The 22,645-nt window shown below is 68.3% G+C and carries 25 protein-coding genes; 15 read left to right on the top strand and 10 right to left on the bottom strand.

Annotated elements, in window-relative coordinates; genetic code table 11:
- A partial coding sequence (locus tag N800_RS13330; protein ID WP_156963003.1) for a bifunctional transcriptional activator/DNA repair enzyme AdaA occupies positions 1 to 936 on the bottom strand: 936 nt, incomplete at its 3' end.
- 138 nt (positions 937 to 1,074) lie between these two features.
- On the opposite strand from N800_RS13330, the gene N800_RS13325 reads away from it, so the two are divergent.
- Positions 1,075 to 2,502, top strand: coding sequence for a formimidoylglutamate deiminase (locus N800_RS13325; protein WP_084087677.1), 1,428 nt, complete (start codon positions 1,075 to 1,077; stop codon positions 2,500 to 2,502).
- 8 nt (positions 2,503 to 2,510) lie between these two features.
- Here N800_RS13325 and N800_RS13320 read toward each other — a convergent pair whose 3' ends face one another.
- Complete coding sequence (locus N800_RS13320) at positions 2,511 to 3,788, bottom strand: alkaline phosphatase family protein (protein WP_052108256.1); 1,278 nt, start codon at positions 3,786 to 3,788, stop codon at positions 2,511 to 2,513.
- A gap of 226 nt (positions 3,789 to 4,014) precedes the next feature.
- Here N800_RS13320 and N800_RS13315 point away from each other — a divergent pair, with 226 nt between their 5' ends.
- The gene (locus tag N800_RS13315) at positions 4,015 to 4,317 is read left to right on the top strand and encodes a hypothetical protein (protein ID WP_036139598.1); all 303 of its coding nucleotides are present in this window, start codon (positions 4,015 to 4,017) and stop codon (positions 4,315 to 4,317) included.
- A gap of 6 nt (positions 4,318 to 4,323) precedes the next feature.
- Here N800_RS13315 and N800_RS13310 read toward each other — a convergent pair whose 3' ends face one another.
- On the bottom strand, positions 4,324 to 4,908 hold the full coding sequence (locus N800_RS13310) for a TetR/AcrR family transcriptional regulator (RefSeq protein ID WP_036139594.1): 585 nt from the start codon (positions 4,906 to 4,908) through the stop codon (positions 4,324 to 4,326).
- Positions 4,909 to 5,069: 161 nt separating this feature from the next.
- On the opposite strand from N800_RS13310, the gene hutU reads away from it, so the two are divergent.
- From hutU to N800_RS13290, 4 genes are all read left to right on the top strand, one after another.
- Positions 5,070 to 6,734 carry a urocanate hydratase gene (gene hutU, locus N800_RS13305; RefSeq protein WP_036139592.1) on the top strand — a complete coding sequence of 555 codons (1,665 nt, stop codon included), beginning with the start codon at positions 5,070 to 5,072 and terminating at the stop codon, positions 6,732 to 6,734.
- 169 nt (positions 6,735 to 6,903) lie between these two features.
- Positions 6,904 to 7,881 (top strand): hypothetical protein, encoded by a 978-nt coding sequence (locus N800_RS13300; protein WP_036139590.1) that lies wholly within the window; start codon positions 6,904 to 6,906, stop codon positions 7,879 to 7,881.
- A 40-nt stretch (positions 7,882 to 7,921) separates the two neighbouring features.
- The gene (locus tag N800_RS13295; RefSeq protein ID WP_232227667.1) at positions 7,922 to 8,716 is read left to right on the top strand and encodes an MOSC domain-containing protein; all 795 of its coding nucleotides are present in this window, start codon (positions 7,922 to 7,924) and stop codon (positions 8,714 to 8,716) included.
- A 48-nt stretch (positions 8,717 to 8,764) separates the two neighbouring features.
- Positions 8,765 to 9,442 carry a GNAT family N-acetyltransferase gene (locus N800_RS13290; RefSeq protein WP_036139587.1) on the top strand — a complete coding sequence of 226 codons (678 nt, stop codon included), beginning with the start codon at positions 8,765 to 8,767 and terminating at the stop codon, positions 9,440 to 9,442.
- 48 nt (positions 9,443 to 9,490) lie between these two features.
- Here N800_RS13290 and N800_RS13285 read toward each other — a convergent pair whose 3' ends face one another.
- Positions 9,491 to 9,913, bottom strand: coding sequence for a CBS domain-containing protein (locus N800_RS13285; protein WP_036139586.1), 423 nt, complete (start codon positions 9,911 to 9,913; stop codon positions 9,491 to 9,493).
- A 308-nt stretch (positions 9,914 to 10,221) separates the two neighbouring features.
- Between N800_RS13285 and N800_RS13280 the strand changes: the two genes are divergently transcribed.
- The 3 genes from N800_RS13280 (at position 10,222) to N800_RS13270 (ending at position 13,338) form a co-directional block, all read left to right on the top strand.
- On the top strand, positions 10,222 to 10,851 hold the full coding sequence (locus N800_RS13280; protein WP_198032554.1) for an energy transducer TonB: 630 nt from the start codon (positions 10,222 to 10,224) through the stop codon (positions 10,849 to 10,851).
- Positions 10,851 to 11,627: a TrmH family RNA methyltransferase gene (locus N800_RS13275; protein ID WP_036139580.1), complete on the top strand. Its 777-nt coding sequence runs from the start codon at positions 10,851 to 10,853 to the stop codon at positions 11,625 to 11,627. The genes N800_RS13280 and N800_RS13275 overlap by 1 nt, the downstream gene beginning before the upstream one ends.
- A 115-nt stretch (positions 11,628 to 11,742) precedes the next feature.
- Positions 11,743 to 13,338, top strand: coding sequence for a M20/M25/M40 family metallo-hydrolase (locus tag N800_RS13270; RefSeq protein ID WP_036139577.1), 1,596 nt, complete (start codon positions 11,743 to 11,745; stop codon positions 13,336 to 13,338).
- Between the two features lies 1 nt (position 13,339).
- Here N800_RS13270 and N800_RS13265 read toward each other — a convergent pair whose 3' ends face one another.
- The 5 genes from N800_RS13265 to N800_RS13245 form a co-directional block, all read right to left on the bottom strand.
- Positions 13,340 to 13,558: an RNA-binding S4 domain-containing protein gene (locus N800_RS13265; protein WP_036139575.1), complete on the bottom strand. Its 219-nt coding sequence runs from the start codon at positions 13,556 to 13,558 to the stop codon at positions 13,340 to 13,342.
- An 81-nt stretch (positions 13,559 to 13,639) separates the two neighbouring features.
- On the bottom strand, positions 13,640 to 13,930 hold the full coding sequence (locus N800_RS13260; RefSeq protein ID WP_036139573.1) for a GIY-YIG nuclease family protein: 291 nt from the start codon (positions 13,928 to 13,930) through the stop codon (positions 13,640 to 13,642).
- 161 nt (positions 13,931 to 14,091) lie between these two features.
- The gene (locus N800_RS13255) at positions 14,092 to 14,484 is read right to left on the bottom strand and encodes a hypothetical protein (protein ID WP_036139570.1); all 393 of its coding nucleotides are present in this window, start codon (positions 14,482 to 14,484) and stop codon (positions 14,092 to 14,094) included.
- Positions 14,485 to 14,550: 66 nt separating this feature from the next.
- Positions 14,551 to 16,629, bottom strand: a complete 2,079-nt coding sequence (locus tag N800_RS15450; RefSeq protein ID WP_052108255.1) for a toll/interleukin-1 receptor domain-containing protein — start codon at positions 16,627 to 16,629, stop codon at positions 14,551 to 14,553.
- 13 nt (positions 16,630 to 16,642) lie between these two features.
- Positions 16,643 to 18,340: a hypothetical protein gene (locus N800_RS13245; protein WP_036139567.1), complete on the bottom strand. Its 1,698-nt coding sequence runs from the start codon at positions 18,338 to 18,340 to the stop codon at positions 16,643 to 16,645.
- Positions 18,341 to 18,436: 96 nt separating this feature from the next.
- Here N800_RS13245 and dbpA point away from each other — a divergent pair, with 96 nt between their 5' ends.
- From dbpA to N800_RS13230, 4 genes are all read left to right on the top strand, one after another.
- Positions 18,437 to 19,864, top strand: a complete 1,428-nt coding sequence (gene dbpA, locus N800_RS13240) for an ATP-dependent RNA helicase DbpA (RefSeq protein WP_052108254.1) — start codon at positions 18,437 to 18,439, stop codon at positions 19,862 to 19,864.
- A 236-nt stretch (positions 19,865 to 20,100) separates the two neighbouring features.
- Positions 20,101 to 20,346, top strand: a complete 246-nt coding sequence (locus tag N800_RS13235; protein ID WP_036139565.1) for a hypothetical protein — start codon at positions 20,101 to 20,103, stop codon at positions 20,344 to 20,346.
- 42 nt (positions 20,347 to 20,388) lie between these two features.
- Entirely contained in the window at positions 20,389 to 20,547 is a 159-nt protein-coding gene (locus N800_RS16145; RefSeq protein WP_198032553.1) for a hypothetical protein, read from the top strand.
- On the top strand, positions 20,544 to 21,017 hold the full coding sequence (locus N800_RS13230) for a YaiI/YqxD family protein (RefSeq protein ID WP_036139563.1): 474 nt from the start codon (positions 20,544 to 20,546) through the stop codon (positions 21,015 to 21,017). The genes N800_RS16145 and N800_RS13230 overlap by 4 nt, the downstream gene beginning before the upstream one ends.
- A 42-nt stretch (positions 21,018 to 21,059) precedes the next feature.
- Here N800_RS13230 and N800_RS13225 read toward each other — a convergent pair whose 3' ends face one another.
- A complete protein-coding gene (locus N800_RS13225) occupies positions 21,060 to 21,239 on the bottom strand; it encodes a hypothetical protein (RefSeq protein WP_036139560.1) in 180 nt (59 codons plus the stop codon).
- A gap of 379 nt (positions 21,240 to 21,618) precedes the next feature.
- Between N800_RS13225 and N800_RS13220 the strand changes: the two genes are divergently transcribed.
- Both N800_RS13220 and N800_RS13215 read left to right on the top strand, forming a co-directional pair.
- Positions 21,619 to 22,098, top strand: coding sequence for a hypothetical protein (locus N800_RS13220; RefSeq protein WP_036139557.1), 480 nt, complete (start codon positions 21,619 to 21,621; stop codon positions 22,096 to 22,098).
- 76 nt (positions 22,099 to 22,174) lie between these two features.
- Positions 22,175 to 22,564 (top strand): hypothetical protein, encoded by a 390-nt coding sequence (locus tag N800_RS13215; RefSeq protein WP_036139555.1) that lies wholly within the window; start codon positions 22,175 to 22,177, stop codon positions 22,562 to 22,564.
- The last annotated feature ends 81 nt before the right edge of the window (positions 22,565 to 22,645 follow it).

Here is a 22,645-nt window from a genome sequence, read left to right as displayed (position 1 = left end):
CAGCAGCGGGCGCAGGCGCGGGCTGGTGCCGAGCGCGTCGGCGATGGCGCGCGGATCGGCGTCCACGTCGAACATGCGCCGGATGCGGTTGACCGTGTCCAGCAGCGCGGCCGCCGGCACCCCGTGGAGTTTCAGTTGGAGTGCGTGCTCGTCGCCCGGCCATGCGCTGACCCGCAGCCAGCCCGGCGCGGCGCCGGTGGCGACCACGCGCGAATACGCATGCGCGTCGACCCGCTCCACGCCCGGCAGCGCACGCCCCCGCAGGAAGTCGAGCATCGCGGCGAAGTCATACGGCGGGCGGTAGCCCAGTCGCAGTGTCAGCGCGTCCTCGCCGCGCGCGGCGGGGCGCTTGCGCAGGTCGCGCGGGGCCATGCGGTAGGCCTCGCGGAACGTGCTGTTGAAGCGGCGCAGGCTGCCGAATCCTGCGGCCATGGCCACGTCGGTGACGGGCAGGTCAGTCTCGGTCAGCAGTTGCTTGGCGAACAGCAGCCGGCGCGTGCCGTGCACGCCAATGGGTGCCGCACCCAGGCGTTCGACGAACAGCCGCCGCAGTTGCCGTTCGCCCAGGTTGACCCGTTCGGCCAGCACCGCCAGGGGCTGTTCCACCAGCGCGCCTTCGTCGATCAGTTTGAGCGCGCGTGCGACCACCGCATCACCGCGACGCCAGGTACCGTCACCCGGCGACAGCTCCGGCCGGCACCGCAGGCAGGGGCGGTAGCCGGCGGACTCGGCCGCGGCGGCGCTGGGGTAGTAGCTGACGTTCTCCCGCTTGGGCGCCGGTGCCGGACACACCGGCCGGCAGTAGATGCCGGTGCTGGACACGGCGGTGAAGAACAAGCCGTCAAAGCGCGCATCGCGGCTCAGTCGCGCCTGCTCGCAGACCTGCGGCGAGGGGAGGGCGGAGCCGGGTGCGGTAAACGTCGGGGCGCTGGACATGCACGCAGGCTAGCACCGGGCAAGCGCATCGACTCGCCGGATTCGGACATCAATGCTCGCCGGCCACCGGGTCGCAGGCGGGTGGCGAAAAGACCGCGGACATCGCCAACCGCGGCCACAACGGCGACAATCCGCGCCATGCAGACGATTCCCCAGGCAAAGATATGGACGGCGGCAGGTTGGAGCGCGCCGCGGGTATTGGTGCAGGACGTGAGCGGTCGCTTGTGTCCGTCGCCGGCAGTTGGCGTATCGGGCGGCATTGCTGGCGAACGGGGCGCGAATGACGGCCCAGTCCAGGGGGCGATCCAGCCCGGGACCACTGGCTCAGGTGCGGCCACGGCCCGCATCGTCCCCGGCATCGCCAACCTGCACTCGCACGCCTTCCAGCGCGCGATGGCGGGGATGGCCGAGCGCCAGACCGATCCGGCCGATTCGTTCTGGACCTGGCGCGAGACGATGTACCGCTTCGCCGCGCGCTTCACGCCCGAGCGCCTGCACGCCGTGGCCGCGCAGCTGTACGCCGAGATGCTGGAAGCCGGCTATACCACGGTCTGCGAATTCCACTACCTGCACCACGCGCCGGACGGCCGGCCGTATGCCGATCCCGCCGCCATGTCGCGCGCGCTGGTCGCCGCCGCGCGCGAGACCGGCATCCGGCTGACGTTGCTGCCGGTGCTGTACATGACGGGTGGCTTCGATGCCCGTCCGTTGTCGGAGCGGCAGCGCCGCTTCGGCCACGACGTGGACGCCTACCTGGGCCTGCTGGACATCCTGCGCGTGGACGAAGGCGACGCGCTGCGCGTGGGCTGCGCGCTGCACAGCCTGCGCGCGGTGCAGCCGGATGCCATGCGCGAGGTGCTGGCCGCGTTGCCGCGCGACAGCCGCATCCACATCCACATCGCCGAGCAGACCGCCGAGGTGGACGAATGCGTGGCCGTACGCGGCGCCCGCCCGGTGCGTTGGCTGCTGGACAACGCGGCCGTCGACTCACGCTGGACGCTGGTGCACGCCACCCACCTGGATGCCGGTGAAGTGCAGGGCATCGCCCGCAGCGGCGCCACCGTGGCGATCTGCACCACCACCGAGGGCAACCTCGGCGACGGCCTGTTCCCGCTTCGCGATTACCTGGATGCCGGCGGTCGCTGGGGCGTGGGTTCGGATTCGCACATCTCGGTATCGCCGGTGGAGGAGTTGCGCTGGCTGGAGTACGGCCAGCGCCTGGTCACGCGCCGCCGCAACATCGCCGTGGGCACCGCTTCGACCAGCGTGGGCGAGACGCTGATGCACGGCGCGATGGCCAGCGCCGTCGCCGCCACCGGACACGCCGTGGGCCTGCTGGACGACGACCGCCATGCCGACCTGCTGGTGCTGGACACCGATGCACCGGCATTCGCGGGGGCCACCGACGACGATGCCATCGACCGCTGGCTGTTCAGCGGCAATCGCAACCTGGTGCGCGAAACCTGGGTGGGGGGCCGCCGCGTGGTGGCCGAGGGGCGCCACGTGCAGCGCGACGCCATCGAAGCGCGCTACCGGGCCACGATGGCGGAACTGCTGGCCGACTGAGCCACGGGTTATTCCGTTACCAGCACCGCGTTGAAGGTGTCCGCGCGGCCATCGGTGTGCGCGGACGGAATGCCCAGCAATCGCGTCAGCAGCGGGTACACATCCACGTTGTCCACCGGCCGCAGCACGCGGCCGCGGGCGAATGCCGGCCCGCGCGCCACGAACACGGCACGCATCGAGGGCAGGGCGGGGTCGAAACCGTGGGCGCCACGCATGCCCATCTGCCGGCGCTTCTCGGCCACTGCACGCGGCTGCGCCGCCCAACCCTCGTCCATCTGGCAGACGATCGATGGCACGCGCGGGTGCTGGCCGTAATGCCAGTGCGCTGGCAGCGCCTGCTTGCGCCAGCATTCGTAGTGCGGGTGTCGGCCCAGCAGTTGGGCCTCGGCGGCTTCGCGTCGCCCGGGCAGCGGCGCGAAGCCCACGGACTCGCCGGAGGCCACGAGGCGTGCGTCTTCGGGCGCGACCATGGATTCGGCATCAAGGAGCTGGCTGGGGGGCAGCGGCGCCATGCCGTGGTCCGAAACCACCACCACGTTGACCCGATCGAGCAGCCCGCGGGTGGCGAGCCCCTCATGCAGGCGACCCAGCGCCGCGTCGATGTCGCCCAGCGCCTGTCGCGCTTCCGGTGAGTCGGGGCCGTGGTCGTGGCCGGCCTTGTCCAACCGGTCGAAGTACAGCGTGGCCAGGTGCGGGCGCGTTGCCTCGGATTCGGACAACCACCCCAGCACCGTGTCCACGCGGGCCTCGTTGGTCACGGCCGCGTCGTAAGGCTGCCAGCGGCCCGGGCGGACGCCCTGGATCGGCGCCTCGCTGCCCGGCCAGAACATGGTGGCGGTACGCAGCCCGGCCTTCTCCGCGCCTACCCAGATCGGCTCGCCCTGCCACCACGCGCCGTTGCCGACCGCTTCGCGCCGCGACAGGGCGAAACCGCCCAGTTCGTCGTCCCACATGGTGTTGTGGATGATGCCGTGCCTGTCCGGCCGCAGCCCGGTGACCAGCGTGTAGTGGTTGGGAAAGGTCAACGAGGGGTAGGACGGGGTCATCCACTGCGCGCGCACGCCTTCGGCGGCCCAGCGGGCCAGGTGCGGGGCGTAGCCGCGGTCGAGGTAATCCGCGCGGAAGCCGTCGATCGAGACCAGCAGCAACGTGGCGGGCCCACGGCGCGCGGCCATGGTGCCGCCGTCAACGCGGGAAGCTGACGGCGCCAGGACCGGGGTGGCACAGGCGCTGACGCACAGGACGAGGACGGCCGCGAGGGCGGCAAAACGGGTGCGACAGGACATGGGGCGATAGTAAGCCAGCCCTTTATTGCACCCGGCCGCCACGTCCCCTTGGACTTTGGTCCAAGACCGCGGGTCTTCCGCCACCGTTCGGCCTGTCGCCGCTGCCCGGATGGCTGACGGTTGCTTGAATGCCCACGCCGCCGGCACGTGCCGGCGCCCGCCGACAGGCGTATACCTAGGTCGGAAGGGGCGGCGCGGACCGCCGACCCCACAGTGGAGGTGCGCCATGAAACGCCTGTTGTTGACTGCCCTGCTGGCCGGCGTGGTTCCGGCTGTTTTTGCCCAGGCGGCACCCGCGGAGCCCGCCGCGGCACCCGCAACCCAGGTGGCCGATGCGACGCAGGAGCCCTTGTCCGACCGCTACTGCCTGCGTGAAACCGGTTCGCGCATCGTCGCCCGGCAGAACGCCAAGGGTCAGAAGCGCTGCAACGCCATGGCGGGCCGTGCCTACACCCGCGAGGACCTCGACCGCACTGGTCAGGTCAATATCGCTGACGCGTTGCGCATGCTGGACCCCGCGGTGCACTGAGCCCGCTCAGGGCTGGAGGCCACGCAAGAGCCGCTGCAGCGACGCGTCGTAGAAGGCGCGGAAATCGCGTTCGTCCAGGCTGAAGCGGCCCGCGCGGTAGAGCGCCACCAGCCCGTGGGTGTGTGCCCACAGGGTCATCGCCACGTCCCATGCGTCGTCGCGGCGCAGCACCCCGGCCTGCATCGCGTCCTCCACGGCGTCGGCGACCACGGTGAGCGTGGGCGAGCGGCGCTCGCGGAAGTCCTCCGGGAAGCGGCGCGCCTGCCCGCGCTGGATGCCGAAGGCGTAGTCGAACAGGTGCGGGTGCGCCAGCGCGAAATCGAGGTAGATGCGCTGCGTGGCCAGCACGCGTTGCAGCGCATCCCCGCCCTGCGCGCGTGCCTGCCAGTGCCGCGCGATCTCCTCGAAGCTGTCGTCGCAGATCCGCCAGAGCAGTGCATCGCGGCTTTCGAAGTGGCGATAGATCGCCATCGGCGTCACGCCAGCCTTGGCCGCCACCCGACGCATGCTCACGGCCTCCGCGCCCTCGCGTTCGAACAGGGTGCGGGCGGCACGCAACAGGCGGTCTGCGGTGGTCAGTGGGGCGGGCATGACGACACTGATTGTATACAGCGTAGACAATTGCACGCCGTCCGGCGGAAAGACAGCCATCTGCGTGCCATAAGCGCGTTTGCACGGTCGCCATGCGCTGTCGCATTGGCGGGCAGGGGGCAATAATTTGCCCATCACCGCAGCCGCAGGAATGGCCCCCAATGTCCACCCGTCGCGATCCGTCCCGCACCATCCGCGCCCCGCGCGGCGCCGAGAAGTCCTGCAAGTCGTGGCTGAGCGAAGCCGCGTACCGCATGATCCAGAACAACCTCGACCCGGACGTGGCCGAGAACCCCACCGAGCTGGTGGTGTACGGCGGCATTGGCCGTGCCGCGCGCGACTGGGAAAGCTACGACGCCATCCTCAAGTCGCTGCGCGAGCTGGAGGACAACGAAACCCTGCTGGTGCAGTCGGGCAAGCCGGTGGGCGTGTTCCCGACCCATCCCGACGCGCCGCGCGTGCTGATCGCCAATTCCAACCTGGTTCCGCACTGGGCCACCTGGGAGCACTTCAACGAGCTCGATAAGAAGGGCCTGATGATGTACGGCCAGATGACGGCCGGCTCGTGGATCTACATCGGCAGCCAGGGCATCGTGCAGGGCACCTACGAGACGTTCGTGGAGATGGGTCGCCAACATTACGGTGGCGACCTCACCGGCAAGTGGATCCTGACCGCGGGCCTGGGTGGCATGGGCGGCGCGCAGCCGCTGGCCGCGACCATGGCCGGTGCCTGCATGCTGGCCATCGAATGCCGCCAGAGCAGCATCGACATGCGCCTGCGCACCCGCTACGTGGACGAGCAGGCCACCGACCTGGACGACGCGCTGGCGCGCATCGAGAAGTACACCGCCGCCGGCGAGGCCAAGTCGATCGCTCTGCTGGGCAACGCCGCGGAGATACTGCCGGAACTGGTGCGCCGTGGCGTGCGTCCGGATGCGGTCACCGACCAGACCAGCGCGCACGACCCGCTGCACGGCTACCTGCCGGCCGGCTGGACGCTGGAGCAATGGCTGGACAAGCAGAAGACCGAGCCGCAGGAAGTGGTCGAGGCCGCCAAGCACTCCATGCGCGTGCACGTGGAGGCGATGCTGCACTTCGAGGACATGGGCGTGCCCACCTTCGACTACGGCAACAACATCCGCCAGATGGCCTTCGACATGGGCTGCAAGGACGCGTTCGACTTCCCGGGCTTCGTGCCGGCGTACGTGCGTCCGCTGTTCTGCCGCGGCGTGGGGCCGTTCCGCTGGGTGGCGCTCAGTGGCGACCCGGAGGACATCGCCAAGACCGATGCCAAGGTGAAGGAGTTGATTCCCAACGATCCGCACCTGCACAAGTGGCTGGACATGGCCCACGAGCGAATCAGCTTCCAGGGCCTGCCGGCGCGCATCTGCTGGGTCGGCCTGGGTGATCGCCACCGCCTCGGCCTGGCGTTCAACGAGATGGTGCGCAACGGCGAGCTTAAGGCGCCGGTGGTGATCGGCCGCGACCACCTGGACAGCGGCTCGGTGTCGTCGCCCAACCGCGAAACCGAATCGATGATGGACGGCTCCGATGCCGTGTCCGACTGGCCGCTGCTCAACGCCATGCTCAACGTGGCCGGCGGCGCGACGTGGGTGTCGCTGCACCATGGCGGTGGCGTGGGCATGGGTTACAGCCAGCACAGCGGCGTGGTGATCGTGTGCGACGGCAGCGAGGCCGCCGACCAGCGCCTCGCCCGCGTGCTGTGGAACGACCCGGGCACCGGCGTGATGCGCCATGCCGACGCCGGTTACGAGATTGCCAAGCAGTGCGCGAAGGAGCAGGGGCTGAAGTTGCCGATGCTCTGAGCCCTTGACGTCTCGACCCCGCCGCGACGGGGTCTCACAGAGACAGCATCCGTTCAACCGAAACGGCCCGGTACCCCCGGTCCGTTTCGCGTTGTGTACGTGCCTGATGCCCTTGACCGGCGTTGAATGCCCTGCAAACAATCGCCGATTCTTTTCGTGGGGTCAGGGAATGATCGTTCCGCAGTACTGGGCCGAGGCCCGGTTGCAGCATCGTGCACGCGGCAAGTCCGTCACGGTGCGTCGCTTCGGCTGGTCCGACGACAGCCTGCAGGCCGCGCAGGCGCATGCCGATGCGCGCGTACGCGAGGCGATGGATCGCATCCTGGCGGGTGAGCCGCTGATCCGGCGCGAGCATCGGATGGCGTACAACGGCGCCGAGGGCCTGCCGATCCGCGAGGAGATCGTCGAGCGCCACGGCGAGTCCGTCATCACCCGCAACGGTTATGGCGCGCTGTGCCTCAATTCGCCGGATGTCCTGTTCGCCGACATTGATTTCAGCGATGCGCCACCGGCGACGTTGGTCAAGGGCGCGCTGCTGGTGCTGGTGGCAACGGCCGTGGCCCTGGGGATCTGGCGGCAGTCCTTTGCGGCGGGTCTTGTCGCCACCATCGCGGCGCTGATCTTCGGCTATTCCCTGGCCAAGGCCGTCCACCGCGCGCGCGTGGGCCTGGCCGGCGGGCACGAGGCGCGCACTCGCCGCGGCATCGCCGAGTTCATTGCCCGCAATCCCACCTGGGGCGTGCGCACCTATCGCACGCCCGCTGGCATGCGACTGTTGGCGACGCATGCGGCCTTCTCTCCGGCCGACCCCCGCGTCGGCGAGTGTTTCGACGCGTTGGGGGTCGATGCCATCTACGCCCGGATGTGCCGGCTGCAGCATTGCTTCCGCGCGAGGCTCACGCCAAAGCCGTGGCGGGTGGGCATGGGGCGGCACATCAAGCCGCGTTATGCCGTGTGGGATGCCAGCCACGCCGAATTGAACGAGCGTCGCAAGTGGATTGATGATTACCTCTACGCTGCGCGCGGCCATGCGGCCTGCCGGTTCGTCGAGGCAGTGGGCAACCCGACCATCCATCCCCAGGTAGCGCCCGTCGTCGAGCTGCATGACGCGCTGTGCCGGGCCAACGAGCGCTTGCCGCTGGCTTGATAGCATGCGCGCTACCCCTGCACTCCCAGATGGAATGTCGATGCAGCTGTCGGGCCTTTACCTCTATCCGGTCAAATCCGCCGCGCCGATGGCCGTTGGACAGGCCGTGGTCGAGCCGCGTGGCCTGCAGTACGACCGCCGCTGGATGGTGGTGGACGAGGTCGGCAAGTTCCTGACCGGTCGGCAGTTGCCGCAGCTGACCCTGGTGCGCGCCACGCCCGACGCCACTGGCCTGATGCTGGAGGCGCCCGGCATGCCGCCGTTGCACGTGGCCCTGGGCGAGGCCAGCGGCACGCTGCCGGTCACGGTGTGGAAGAGCGCGGTGGAAGCGCATGTGTCCGGCGCCGCCGCCGATGCCTGGCTCAGCAGCTACCTGCAGCGTCCGGTGCGGCTGGTGTACATGGACGCCGACGTGCACCGGCCGGTGCAGTCCGCCCGCGCCCTCCCGGGCGACGAGGTCAGCTTCGCCGACGGCCACCCGCTGATGCTGATCACGCAGTCGGCCCTGGACGCATTGAACGCACGGCTGGCCAAGCCAGTGTCGATGCTGCAGTTCAGGCCCAACCTGGTTGTCGACGGCGCGCCCGCGCATGCCGAGGACGACTGGACCCGTGTGCGCATCGGCGAGGTGGTGTTCGACGTGGCCAAGGCGTGCACCCGGTGCGTGTTCACCACCGTCGATCCCACGCGCGGCGAGCGCGACCCCGGCGGCGAGCCGCTGCGCACGCTGACCCGATACCGCCGCACCGAGGAAGGCGTCACTTTCGGCCAACACCTGATCCCGCGCTCGCCGGGGGTGGTCCGGGTGGGCGATGCCGTCGAGCCACTTGCGTAGGCAACGCGAGTTGCTGCTTGGGCTAACCTTGTGCAAAAGGCCGCGCCCATGAGCGATAACCCCCTCGACAACCCGTTCTGGTCTTCGCTGCAGACCCGGCACGCGCACCTTGCGCTTCGCGCCGAAGGTGTCGCGCGTTACCCGGCTGAGTACGCGCCGTTCCTGGGCGTGGCCGAAGGCGGACTCGCCGCCGACGAGCCGTTGAGCACGTTGGTGGCCCCGGGCGAAAGCGTCTATCTGCTCGGCGTCACCCCGCAGGTGCCGGCGGGGTGGACGCTGGTGCCGTTGGGCCTGCTGGCGCAGATGGCGTGCGACGCTCCGTTGGAGGTTGTCGATGGGCCGGAGATCGTTCCGCTCGATGAGGCGCATCGCGCGGACGTGCTGGCGCTGACCGGATTGGTGTACCCGCACTATTTCCGCGCGCGCACCATGGAAATGGGGCGCTACTTTGGCATTTACGACGGCCAGCGGCTGGCCGCGATCATCGGCGAGCGGCTGGGCACCGACCAGCATGTCGAGATGAGCGCGATCTGCACCCATCCCGACTATGTGGGGCGCGGGCTGGCGAGCCGGCTCACCGCCTTCCTCACCAACGACACGCTGGCGCGCGGTGCGACGCCGTTCCTGCACGTCAGCCCGGCCAATACACGGGCGAAGGCGTTGTACGAGCATCTGGGTTATCGGCTGCGTGCCGAGGTGCCGTTCTTCGCGCTGCGTCGTCCCTGACGCCGCAAACGCTGGCCGGGCGGCACGCCCCCGGCCCGCATTGCCAGTTCAGTGCTTGGGTTCGGACACTTCCCGGACCACTTCCGCGGTGGCTTCGGTCTTGCCGTTCAAGGCCAGGTCGGCGATCGACAACATGCCCGACAGGCGGCCGTGGGTATCGACCACCGGCACCCGACGGATCTTCGACGCTTCCATCAGGCACACCGCATCCTTCAACGGGCTGTCCGAGCGTATCGTCTGCGCCGGGCTGCTCATCGCGTCCGCTGCACAGCCGTGCAACGTATCGCGACCCGTGGCCACCATGCGCACGGTGATGTCGCGGTCGGTGATCACGCCCAACGGCGCGCCCGCTTCGTCCACCACCGGAATCTGGCCGCAGTCGTGCTGCACCATCATCTTCGCCACGTCGCGCAGCGGGGTCTTGGGGGTGCAGCAGGCGGGGTTGGCGGTCATGACCGATTGCACGTTCATCGTGGGCTCCTTGGGCGGGGGGAGCCTAGAGCGTTGCGCGATGCGGGTTTGTCGAACGTGAAATAGGACAGTCCAACGCCAGGATGTTCAGCTTTTGCTCAAGCCCACGTGCGCTGGATCAGCCGCCACGTTACGCTGCATGAATGCGCACAACTTGGCCTGGTAGGGGGCTGGACATGCAGGGAAAGCAACGGGTGGGAACGATTGCGTTGTTGGCATTGCTAGGGGTGTCCGCGACCACGTGGGCCGAAGTCGAACCCGCGCTCGCGCCGGCGACGCACACGGCCACCGGGACGTGTCCGCCGCCCATGAACCGGCCGCCGATCTATCCGGTGGCGATGATGCGAAGTGGCAAGGGCGGAACGGTTCTTGTCAACGTGGCCACCGATGCCTGCGGCCGCGTTGTCGACGCCCAGGTGAAGCGCAGCAGCGGCGTAGCCATGCTTGACGAGGCGGCCATCACGGCGGCCCGCCTGTGGGTGCTGACGCCAGAACAGCGCGCTAAGCAGGTCGATGGCCGGGTGGAGCGCGAAGTGTCCTTTGCGATGGATAAGACGGTAAGAAGCGTCTCCTATGCTCCGTTGGACTGGCCACGCACCCACCGGCGGCCGCGCTACGAACTGGAACCGCTGGAGGCGTTTGCCACCGCGCGTGACGCGAGCGATGCCATGAAGGTGGATGTCGCCGACACCATCAAGCCGCCATACCCGCTGCAGAGCACGTTCTTCCGCAACCGCGCCGCAAGTCCGCAGCACGAGTACTGGATGTTCATCTACAAGGCGGGTGCACCTACCGTGGCGGCACGCTATCGCCTGGCCGGCGGCGAGGACGATCCGTTGGTCAAGCTGGCCCTGGTATGCGATGGGACGCCCGATGCCTGTGACCAGGCGCGCGCATTTCTACTGCGCGGACTGCCGTTCGCCAAGGCACAGCGCTAGTGGACATCATCCGCTCCCGACAGAATCCGGTGGTCAAGCACCTGGTAAAACTCGCGGAACAGCGCCGTGAGCGCCACGCATCGCAACAGACGTTGCTGGTGGGCACGCACCTGGTCGCGGCGGCGCGCGATGCAGGGTGGGCGCTGCAACGCCTGTTCGTGCGCGAAGGCAGCGAACACCGTGCCGAGGTCGCACAGTTGCTGGCGGCACAGTTCGCGCCGGTGACGCTGCTGGCGCCCGAGCTGTTCGACGCGATCGAGCAGTTGCCCAGCACTACCGGCCTGCTGGCCCTGACCACGATTCCCGAGCCGCCGGCGCCGCGCCCCGATGGCTGCTGCCTGCTGCTGGATGGCGTGCAGGACCCGGGCAACGTCGGCTCGATCCTGCGCACTGCCGCGGCCGCGCGCGTGGATCAGGTGTGGCTGGCGCTGGGCGCGGCCGACGCGTGGTCGCCGAAGGTGCTGCGCGCAGCGATGGGCGCGCACTTCGTGGTGCCGGTGATCGAACGCGTGGACCCAGTGCAGGCGTTGGAAGCCTTCAATGGGCGCGTGGCCATCACCACGCTTGCGCAGGCCACCGACCTGTACGAGACCGACCTGCGCGGCGACCTGGTGCTGGCCATGGGCAGCGAGGGCGGCGGCGTGTCCGACGCGGTGTTCCAGCGCGCCGATGTCCGCCTGCGCATCCCCATGCATCCGGGCGTGGAGTCGCTCAACGTGGGTGCGGCCACGGCGGTGTGCCTGTACGAGCGGGTGCGGCAGTTGCGGGTTGCCTGATCCGGCACAGTCCGCAGCTCCCGCGCCGGGTGGCGTGCCCCCAACCATCGACACACGTGGCCGCAGTCGAACCGCGCCTAGAATCGGATTGCTGCTCGATCCACAGGGGACCTCCGTGAAGTATTGCCTCATCGCCCTGGCCGCGTGCCTGGGCCTGATCGGCGCCGCGCGCGCCAACGAACCCGTCGACCATGCCATGGTCGGCAAGATCCGGCAGGAAGCCTTCCACCGCTCCCAGGTCATGCAGACGTTGTCGCAGTTGACCGAGGACGTCGGCCCGCGCCTGACCAACTCGCCGGGCATGGCCAAGGCCAATGCGTGGGCCCGCGAGCGCATGACCGGCTGGGGCCTGGCCAACGTGCACGACGAGGCGTTCGGCCCGTTCGGGCGCGGCTGGGAATTCCGCACGGCCAGCGTGGAGGTGCTCGCGCCGCGGCCGTTCCCGCTGCACGCGCTGCCCAAAGCGTGGACGCCGGGCACCGCCGGCCCGGTGGAAGGCGAAGCGATGGCCATCACGCTGAAGACCCAAGCCGACCTGGACAAGCACCGCGGCAAGCTGCGCGGCAAGATCCTGTTCCTCGATGCCGCGCGCGAGTACAAGCCCGGCGAGAAGCCCGACAGCAACCGCTACAACGATCATGAGCTGGACGAGCTGCGCGACTTCACCATCCCCAAGGACCGCGACCCGGCCAAGCGCGCCAAGGACGCGAAGGAGCGGCTGGACGAGATCGCGCTGACCGCGGCCACCAACGCGTTCCTCGCCGAGGAGGGCGTGCTGGCCACGGTGTCGATCAGCAGTTGGGACAACGGCATCATCCGCCTGGGCGGCGGTGGCTCACGCAAGGCCGGCGAGTCGGTGGGCGTGCCCGCGCTGACCATGATGGCCGAGCACTACAACACCGTGATGCGCGCGCTGGAGCGCAAGCAGGCCATGCGCCTGCGCGTGAACGTGGATGCGCGCTTCACCGGTGACACCGACGAGATGGGCTACAACACGATCGCCGAGATCCCCGGGCACGGTTCGTTGAAGGACGAGGTCGTGATCATCGGCGCGCACCTGGACTCGTGGCACGCCGGCACCGGCGCTGCGGACAACGGTGCGGGCGTGGCGGTGATGATGGAGGCCATGCGCATCCTCAAGGCCACCGGCGCCAAGCCGCGTCGCACGATCCGCATCGCGCTGTGGGGTGGGGAGGAGCAAGGTCTGCTCGGTTCCACCGACTACGTCAGCCGCCACTACGGCGGCTGGCCCGAGCCCACCGATCCGCAGCAGAAGAAACTGCCAATGTCACTGCGCGAGCCGACCGGCCCGATGCAGCGCAAGCGCGGTTATGACACGGTGGCCGCATACTTCAACTACGACAACGGCGGTGGCCGGATACGCGGCATCTACACCCAGGAGAACACCGCGGTCGCACCGATCTTCGCCGACTGGCTGGCGCCGCTCAACGACGTGGGCGCCACCACCGTGACCCATCGCAATACCGGCAGCACCGATCACATCCCGTTCGACCGCATTGGCCTGCCGGGCTTCCAGTTCGTGCAGGACCGGCTGGACTACTTCAGCAACGTGCACCACAGCCACTTGGACACGCTGGACCACATTGTGCCTGAAGACCTGAAGCAGTCGGCGGCGGTGGTGGCTACCTTTGCGTGGCACGCGGCCATGCGCGAGCAGAAGCTGCCGCGCATGCCGGTGCGCGAGCCGTAAGTCAGCTCGCCACTACGTGGATCTCCACGTCGCCCAGCGTCACCACCTGGCCGGCGTGGATCTTGCAGGTCTTACGCAGCTCGGTGGTGCCGTCCACCTGCACCGCACCGCTGGCCACGATGGCCTTGCCGGCGCCACCGCTGTCGCACAGGCCCACCAGCTTGAGCAACTGGTTGAGTTCGACGAACTCGCGGTCCAGGTGGAATTCGATCTGCTGCATGGGCATCGGACGTGGGGATTGGCGCTCAGGTTCGCAGTGCGGCGTCGGGGGCGCAAGGCTTGCGTCTCCGGGTGGCATGCGTCAGTCGGGTGGGCCGCCGTAGCGGGGCAGGTCGGGTGAGGCTGCGCCAGCGACACACAGTGCCCGCTTCCGCGTCAGCGGCAGGCGCTTGACCGCATGCTCGGCGCGGCTGGCAGTGGCGCGGTCCGGGTAGGCAAAGCGTGCCACCACCTGCACCGGCGGCCGCGCCCGGGTGTAGCGTGCGCCCTTGCCGGCGAGGTGTTGGGCGAAACGCCGCTCCACGTCCACGGTGATGCCCGTGTACAGGCTGCCGTCGCGGCATTCGAGGATGTAGAGGTACCAGGCGGGCATGGCGCCAGCGTAGCCGAACGTCGTGCGGAGCGTGCGGTAGTGGTCTTGCGCTTGCCGTGAGGCCACCCAGGGCCGTCCCGCTACCAGATATGCCTGGAGCGGGACGGACTACTGATCCGGCTGGCGAATCGTCATTGCGGCGTGTTGCTGACGCCCTTCCGTCAGCTCGGTTTGTTGGTGACCTGCGGATCGCACGGGATCGCGCAGCCGGTGGTGGTGTCGGTGACGATGATGCAGTACTCCGCGTTCTCGACCTGGGTGTTGGCGTCGACGATGCTGCCGGCACGGTTGCCCCCGTTCCAGGTGAGTTGCTGCTGACCATCGTTGGTGAAGACGCAACTGTTGATCTGGTAGCGCGTGTCGGTGGTGCTGGCAAACTGGATCGGCGCCGTGTCGCGCCCCTGCCCGACAGTCTGGACTAGACCGCCGGCGCCGTCGTCACCACCGCTGTAGCAGTAGCTATAGACGTGGTTGTTGACCTCGAGGTTGTGCCAACCGCTTTCGTTGGACGCGCTGTTGCGCAGGTCGAGTTGGATGGTGGGGGTGTTTGGCATGGTCGTGACTCCTCTCGGGGGTGGCCGTCAGGCCGGGGTAAGTGTGTCCGGCGGGCGCAGGTGGGCTCATTGGTTGGCGACCTGCTGGGTTGCGGGAAACGGTCGCAACGGGACGTAGCCGGCGGCAGCCAGCCGTTGCCGGTGGGGGTATGCCTCGGGGGCGCGATCGAGGTGGTACAGCGTGCGCACCAAGGGGTCCAGCCGCTCGAACGGCAGGTCACCACCGGATTCCGCGGTCAGCAGCTGTTCCGCTTGCCGCCAATTCGCCCGTGCGACATCGCGTTCGCCGACCGCCTGTGCCGCTTCCCCGGCCAGCATCCGGTTGTTCGCCAATACCAGGCGCAGGGCTTCGTTCGGGTTTGCTTGCCATGCAGGATCGAGCAGCGCAAGCGCCTCGGACAGGTATGCCTGCGCGGCGGCCGCATCGCCGTGTTCCTGCGCCAGTAGCGCCTGCAGGCCGCGCGTCTTGGCCAGCCAGCGCAGCACGCGTTCGTTCTTGGGCTCCGTGGCGCGCGCCTTGGACAGGATGGCGGCGGCCCGCACGGCCTGCGCCTCGGCCCCGGCCTGCGCCGTCGCGGCGGCAACTTGCGCTTGCCAGAAGTGACTGACCCCGGACGAGACCCGCCAGCCGTTGTTGGCGGGATCCTGCCGAACCAACGCATCCGAAAGCGGCGTCGTCACGCCCAGGTGGGCGCTCGCCTCGGTCAGCCGTCCCCGATATGCCAGCGATTCGGCGAGTAACAGCCGTGCTTCGATCTCCTCCTGCTTCCAACGTGGATTGCGCGGCTCGGCCTGGACCAGTCCGTGCATCGCGTCGACTTCCTGCTGGAACAGGCCGGAGGCGGTATCGAGCTTTCCCTGTCGGACTGCGAGACTCCCCAGCCAGGAGACGTCGTCGGCATCCTCGAAACGCAACTCCAGATCCTTCGGCCGGCGCTGCAACCAGTCCACATACAGGGCGCGTTTCGCCTGCATCGCGCGCTCGGCCTCCGCGTAGCGGCCCAATCGCTCGTCAAGGACGGCGAGGTTGTGATGGCCGTAGGCCACTTCCTTCTGCCAGTCGAAGTTGTTGCGGTCCATCGCCGCCAGCTTGATCGCACTGTCGCGGTACCTGCGGAACCAGGTGCCGGTTTCATCGTGGCGCCCCTGCTCCAGCGCGACGAATCCGATCCAGTATTCGGCCTGCGCCAGGTCGAACAGGCGTTGGCCGTTCTCCGGGTCGCGCTGGTACAACGCGGTGCTGCGTGCATGCGCCTCGCGGAATGCCGCCATCGCGGCGTCGTGCTTGCCTTCATTGAGACGCACCTCGCCGATACCGGTCAGCGAACGTGCCTGCTCTTCCAGCGCGCGATCGCTGAGGTCGCGCGGGTCGAGCGTGGCGAAGTAGGTCGTGGCTTTGTCGTCGACCACGCGCATCAGGTCGAGCCGCCCGACCGTGGTCAATTTCTTGCGCAGGTCGCCCAGCATGAAGCCGAGGATGTCCTCGGCCTGCGCCTGCCGGCGCTGCGCGTCGTTGCGGGCCACATAGGCGGTGGCGGCCAGTGCCAGTGCAATGGCCATGCCGGCGAGTGATGCGCCGGCGATGGCGGTCCATTTGCGCTGCCGGCGCTGCGCCTCGCGCTGGGCGAGGGCATCGTAGCCAACACCGAGCAGCCCCGCGACCAGTTTGAGGAAGGCGCGTTCGCGGCCATCGCCCTCGCGGCGCGCGTCGGCGGCCAGCGGCTCGCGTGGTGCGCCCCCGGCGTCGGGCTGCAACAATGCCGGCGGAAAGCAGTGCTGCGTGGGGTCGGCACTGCCGGGCACGCCGCCGACGACGAAGCACAGCACGCGATCCCCTCGGCCACTGGTCTGGAAGGCCGCGACTTCGGCGTTGACCCAGCGTGATTGCGCCGCGGTCGGCGAGCAGATGACCACCAGGGTTTCGGAGTCGGCCAGGGCCGCACGGATCGTTTCGCCCAGGTCGCCCGCGGTCGGCAGCTCTTCCCGGTCGCGGAAGAAGGTGCCCAACCGCCGCTCGATGACACCGTTCGCACCGTGGGTGCCGACCAGCCGTGACGGTACCCGGTAGGTTTCAAGGCGACGCAGCAGCCAGCGCGCCCAGGCGGCGTCGGCGTGGCTGTAGCTGAGGAAGGCGCGGTATCGCATCTGGGGGCGTCGTCTAGATCCGCGTGTGCTGCAGCGGTCGCTCGCGGTGCATCAACGTCCACTCGGCGTGCTCGGCGAGTGCCGCCTCGCCCAGCGCGCGCAGGACCTGGCGTTGTTCGTCCAACTCGGTGCAGCCGTTGAGCCGGCGTTGCGCGGCGTCGAAGATGCGCTGCATGAAGCGGTACTGCTTGATCAGTTCCTTGTCGGCCTTCTTGTAGGTGTAGGCCTCGTGCACCGCGGCGGCCACCGAGACGATGCCCATGGCCGCCACCGCCATGTGCTTGAGATGCGGGTCGAGCTGGCGGGCAAAGATCGCCAGCAGCACGCTGATGCCCACGCCGAGCCCCAGGCAGCAAAGCCCCAGCAACTCCGCGCGGCCATGGATCCTTGCGCGACGAACCGCGGTGTAGGTGTAGTAGTGGCGTTGACCACCGGTTTGCGCATTGCCGATCCAGTCGCCGATCACTGCATCGACCTGCACCGGTCCGGTCCGCGCCGGCACCCGCATGCCGTCCAGGCTGGCGCCGCGCATGACGTTGCGGATCCAGCCCAGTTCCACGTCCTGCTTCTGCAGGAAATTGTCGTGGGCGAAAGTGGGCGTACTGAGGTCGACGATCCCCGCGCGCCGCCAGTAGGACTGCACCCGCAGGCCCTCGGCCAGCGCGCGGTAGTCGAGGTATTTGCGTTGCCATTCACCGCGCTTGGCGAGCAGGACCACGCCAGCGCCGACCAGGAACAGCACCAGGAAACCGTAGATCACCACGTCCTGCGCGCTGATGTGGGTGTAGGTGAAAAACGTGAAGCCCATCAGCGCCGCCAGGACATAGGTGATGCGCAGCGCATGGTTCACGCGCCGCTGGTAGGTGCTGGCCAGCCAATCCGCGACGTGGAACACCCGCTGGATCGGGCAGGGGGCGGAATCTGGCAGTGCGGCGGACTGGGCGGCAATCGCCGCGGAATACCGGCGGGCGTCGGCATTGAACTGGGCGTGGCGACGGAACATCAGGTCGAAGGTCGCAGGCAGGTCGGCGCCCGGCTCAAGCGCCTGCCCGGCGGTCAACCAGCGACCACGCGACGCGGTTTCCGGCGCGGCGCCCGCGCGGCCGGCCTGGATGTGGAAGGCCACGGTTTCTTCGTCCAGCCCGAGCGCGGTGGCCGCGGCACGCCGACGCTCGATCTGCCCGGGCATTTCGCCATGCAGGTGGAAACGGACCACCTGTGCGGTGCCGCCGAGCCGGTCCGAATCGCGCCCGTCCCACAGCGCCAGCAGGATGTGGCAATGGCTGGAGACGAAGATGCCGGCCTGGGCGTATTGCTGGTCGCGGGCCAGGCCCGGTTGGGCGACGGCCTCCAGGCTGCTGCCGCGCCGCAGCGGCAGAGTGAGCACGTGCACCTGGCGCAACTGGCGTTCGAACGTGGCGAGGGCCTCGGCTTCGAAGTCGTCGCGATACAGCTCCACCGGCAGCGGCAGCGGCGCGATCACCTGCAGGCCCAGGTCAAGCGCAACCTGCGCAGCGAGTTGGTCGCTGCCTTCGGCCAACGATGACAGCAGTACCACCGGCAACTCCGGGTAGCGTTTCTGCAGGTCCTGCAGGAACGTCCTCACCTGCGCCTGCAAGGCCGGCAGCTCGTCCTCGCGCAACTTGCGGTGGCCAGTGACGCCAACCAGCAGGCTGGTCGCGGGGGACAGGGAGCCGTTGCGGGGGGGCATGGAAAGGGCGCTTGCGTGGGCGGTCGGGACGCCGCGGGTTTCCCAGAGCGAACGCGGGAGCAGCGCAGCCGCGGCCAATAGCTGCGAAAATGCCGCATGACCGATACCCCCTCCGCGCCCGTCGCGCCGTCCAGCCCGGCCGCCACGGCGACCGCCTTCGCCTCGCTCACGCTCAGCCCCGCCCTGCTGCAGGGCGTGGACGCCTTGGGCTACAGCGCCATGACTCCGGTGCAGGCCCACAGCCTGCCGGCCATCCTCGACGGCCGCGACGTGCTGGCACAGGCCCCCACCGGCAGCGGCAAGACTGCCGCCTTCGGCCTGGGCCTGCTGCACACCATCGACGCCGCGAAGATCCAGACCCAGGCGCTGGTGCTGTGCCCCACGCGCGAGCTGGCCGACCAGGTCGGCAAGCAGTTGCGCAAGCTGGCGGTGGGCATCCCCAACCTGAAGGTGTCGGTGCTGTGCGGCGGCATGCCGCTGGGGCCGCAGCTGGCCTCGCTGGAGACCCATGACCCGCAGGTAGTGGTCGGCACCCCCGGACGCCTGCAGGAGCTGCTGCGCAAGAAGGCGCTGCACCTGCGCGGCGTGCGCACGCTGGTGCTGGACGAAGCCGACCGCATGCTCGACATGGGCTTCGAGGAGCCGATCAAGGAGATCGTCGGCAAGCTGCCCAAGGAGCGCCAGGGCCTGCTGTTTTCCGCCACGTTCCCCGATGCGATCCGCGCCATGGCCACCGCCATGCTGCGCGACCCGGTGGAAGTCACCGTGGAAGGCGGCGACACCCACGCCGCCATCGAACAGCGTTTTTTCGAAGTGGACCCGGAGAAGAAGACCCCGCTGCTGGCCGCGCTGCTGCTGGAATACCGCCCGGAGTCCTGCGTGGTGTTCTGCAACATGCGCCGCGACACCGAGGAAGTGGTGGGCTCGCTGAGCCACTACGGCTTCACCGCGCTGGCGCTGCACGGTGACATGGAGCAGCGCGACCGCGACGAGGTGCTGGTGCGCTTCGCCAACCGCAGTTGCAACGTGCTGGTGGCCAGCGACGTGGCCGCGCGCGGGCTGGACGTGCACGACCTGGCCGCGGTGGTGAATTACGAACTGCCCACCGACCCGGACGTGTACGTGCATCGCATCGGCCGTACCGGCCGTGCCGGCAAGGCAGGGCTGGCGCTGAGCCTGGTGGCCCCGCGCGAGGTCAACCGCACCGAACCGATCCAGGCGCGGCAGGGCAAGCCGCTGCGCTGGGTCAAGGCCACCCCCCTGGCCGGCAAGACCAAGAGCGCCCCGGTGGCGGCGATGGTCACCCTGCGCATCGACGCCGGCAAGACCGACAAGCTGCGCCCCGGCGACATCGTCGGCGCCCTGACCGGCGACGCCGGGCTGGCCGTGGCGGCGGTGGGCAAGATCGACGTGTTTGCCACCCGCTCGTACGTGGCCATTGCCCGCGGCCAGGCCGAGAAGGCCGTGACGCGCCTGCGCGAGGGCAAGATCAAGGGCCGCAAGTTCCGCGTCAGCCGGATGTAACCCGTCCGCTGGGCCTCACAGGGCCTCGGCTGGAGCCTCACAGGGCCTCGGCTGGAGCCCTGCAAGGCCGCCGTTGGGGCCCCGTTGGGGGCCATCGTGTAGGATGGGGGCATCCCGCGGGCGGCCTTCAATACCGTCATGCCCCCCGCGTTCCAACGCCTGACGTCGTTTCGACCGCCGGCTTCGCCGCGACACCTGCCGCCGCCCGTGCGCGCCACCCCTACGAGGAACGCCCCATGCCCAGCCCACGCGGCAAAAGTGGCCCCAGCAACAATGCTTCCGTGTTCACCAAGCCGGTCAATGACAAGGCGCTGACGCACGAACGCATTGCCGAGGACGTGGCGGAGTTCCGTAAGGCGGGCGGGCGCGTGGAAGTCCTGGGCGTCACCCCCTTGCGGCGCAAGGGCGAAACGCCGGTGACGCCGGTGCTGGCGCCCGCGCCGGCAGCGCGCCTGCGATCGGCCCGGTCCAAGCCGCGCTGACCCAACCAACCCGCCCCTTACACCGCCGCCTCCGGAGAGCACGTGGCCAAGCCCAACTACTCATTTGAAAAGCGTCAGCGCGAGATCGCCAAGAAGAAGCAGCAGGACGAAAAGGCGGCCAAGAAGCGCGCCGCGCGCGAAGGCGCCAAGCCTGACGACCTGGCAGAACCCGCGCCGCAGCCCCCCCGCGACCGACCGTGACCAGCCCCGCGTCGGCCCGCCCGCAGATCTGGGTGGATGCCGACGCCTGTCCCGGTGTGGTCAAGGAGATCCTGTTCCGCGCCGCGGAGCGTGCGCAGGTGCAGGTGACCCTGGTGGCCAACCAATACCTGCGCTGCCCACCCTCGCGCCACATCCGCGCCCTGCAGGTGCAGGGCGGCTATGACGAGGCGGACACCGCCATCGTCGAGCGGTTGAACCCCGGCGACCTGGTCGTCACCCAGGACATTCCGCTGGCCGCGCGCGTGCTTCAGAAGGGAGCCGTGGCGGTCGGTCCGCGCGGCGAGCCCTTCACCCCGGACAACATGGCCGAGCGCCTGTCGATGCGCAATTTCATGGAAGAGCTGCGCGGCGCCGGCGTGCAGACCGGCGGCCCGGCCGCCTTCCATGCGCGCGACCGGCAGGCATTTGCCAACTACCTCGACCGCTGGTTGGCGCAACGCGCGTCGTAGCCATTTGCCTCCGGCCGTGCCCGCCTCGTTGGCACCCGCGGATCAACCCGAGTTGACCTGCTCCCGCCCCATCGCCGCGAAGTCGGAGCTGGTCCAGTCCACCTCGGTGATGAACTGCATGGCCACCAGCGGCATCAACAGCAGGGTGGCGCCGCCGCCCCACACCACCCAGTGTATGCGGCGCCAGATGGGGCTGCGGTCGATGATCAGATGGGTGGTCATGGTGGCTTTCCCGATTGGCTGAGGTCCGCGGGGTCGGCGTGCACTGCGCGTATTCCGAGTGCGCGCGTGCCGCTGCGATATACCGAACTAGGCGACGCAACTGCCAGGATCTGTCGTCGATCAGGTTCCGAACGGCAGTCAAAAGTCGTGGCGGCGAAGGCGGAAAGTGGCCTGTGTTATCACTGCGATTTGCGGGTAATAACCGATATCACCGTATTTTTGCCTGATATCCAGTTGGCGAGCGATGTTGGATCGGACTCGCTGTCGTTTGTAAGGGTTTAATCTTCTTGGGGAAAACGTCAGTTGACGGGCAGCGGAGGTGCCGCGACCATACGGTGTTATCGTCCCGAAACGGGATCTAATTAGCGTTAGGGCGCACATGAAGTTCCCCGTTGTTCTATTTCTACTTCTGAGCGGCTCCGCCGTGTTGGCGGCCCCGCCTTCAGAGTCAATCCGGAATTTTCACACCGACGAGGTTTTGGAGCCCGCCTGCGGTTCAAGTGAACTGGCAAAACTCAAGGCGGCCTCGGACCACCTTGCCCAAGCCAAGAATCCGCAAGGGGCGTGGATCGTTGCCAAAGCCATGCTTTGCGGTAGCAGAGCGCCCACCGCATACATGCCACTCCTTGTTTCCCTGGAGCAATATGGGGTCAATGAGGATCCCGGCCCTACTTTCGCGCTAGTCGATCAGAAACAGATCGAGCCACTGCGGGGCGTCGCGTATGGGGTTTCGGTGGAGGCTTCCGGAGATGACCTGAGCTACAACTACAACACCGCGGGCGTCTGCGTTGGCGGCTTTACACTCAGGCTCGTGGCAGCCCAATGGCTGCTCGTTCGTATGGGCGAGGCTTGTGACTGATGCGGGTGCGCCCTAACAATTCATTCAAGCCGAAGCCGCTTCGCGGCTCGGCTTAATTCAGGCGTTAGAGGTGGCTATGGATTCTCGCAAGTTGGCGGTCGGATTGGTGTTGCTTCTGGCCTCTTTGGCGGCTCTAGCTTCGGGAGGTCCAGCGCCAAAACTAGACTGGCTTATTGGCAACTGGGTGCTCTGTGAGGATCCGGACAACAGCCCCAAGGACACCTTGCAGTTCAACGCCGATGGGACAGGGCTAGTCATTAGCGCCAAGGGCAACGTTGAGTTCCTGCACAAGCACTCGGGACAGTCCGTGTCTCTGCTTGCCAACGCGAATGGCTACGCTATCCCCATTGAGCTGTCGTCCTCCTCTAGTTTTGACAAGCTGCTTCTGCACAGCGACAAGACTGGCAATACTGCTACCTACGCCAGGTCGGACAGCCCTCAAGCCAGTAGTTGCAGCATCAAGTGACCACCTCTAACAGTTCATTCAAGCCGAACCCGCTTCGCGGGTCGGCTTAATTCAAGCGTTAGGCCGCCGAGGACAGATCAT

It is taken from the genome of Lysobacter daejeonensis GH1-9 (genome assembly GCF_000768355.1).
Lineage (GTDB): Bacteria > Pseudomonadota > Gammaproteobacteria > Xanthomonadales > Xanthomonadaceae > Aerolutibacter > Aerolutibacter daejeonensis.
The sequence above is the reverse complement of the archived record's forward strand: the minus strand, read 5'-3'. Positions and strand labels throughout refer to the sequence as shown.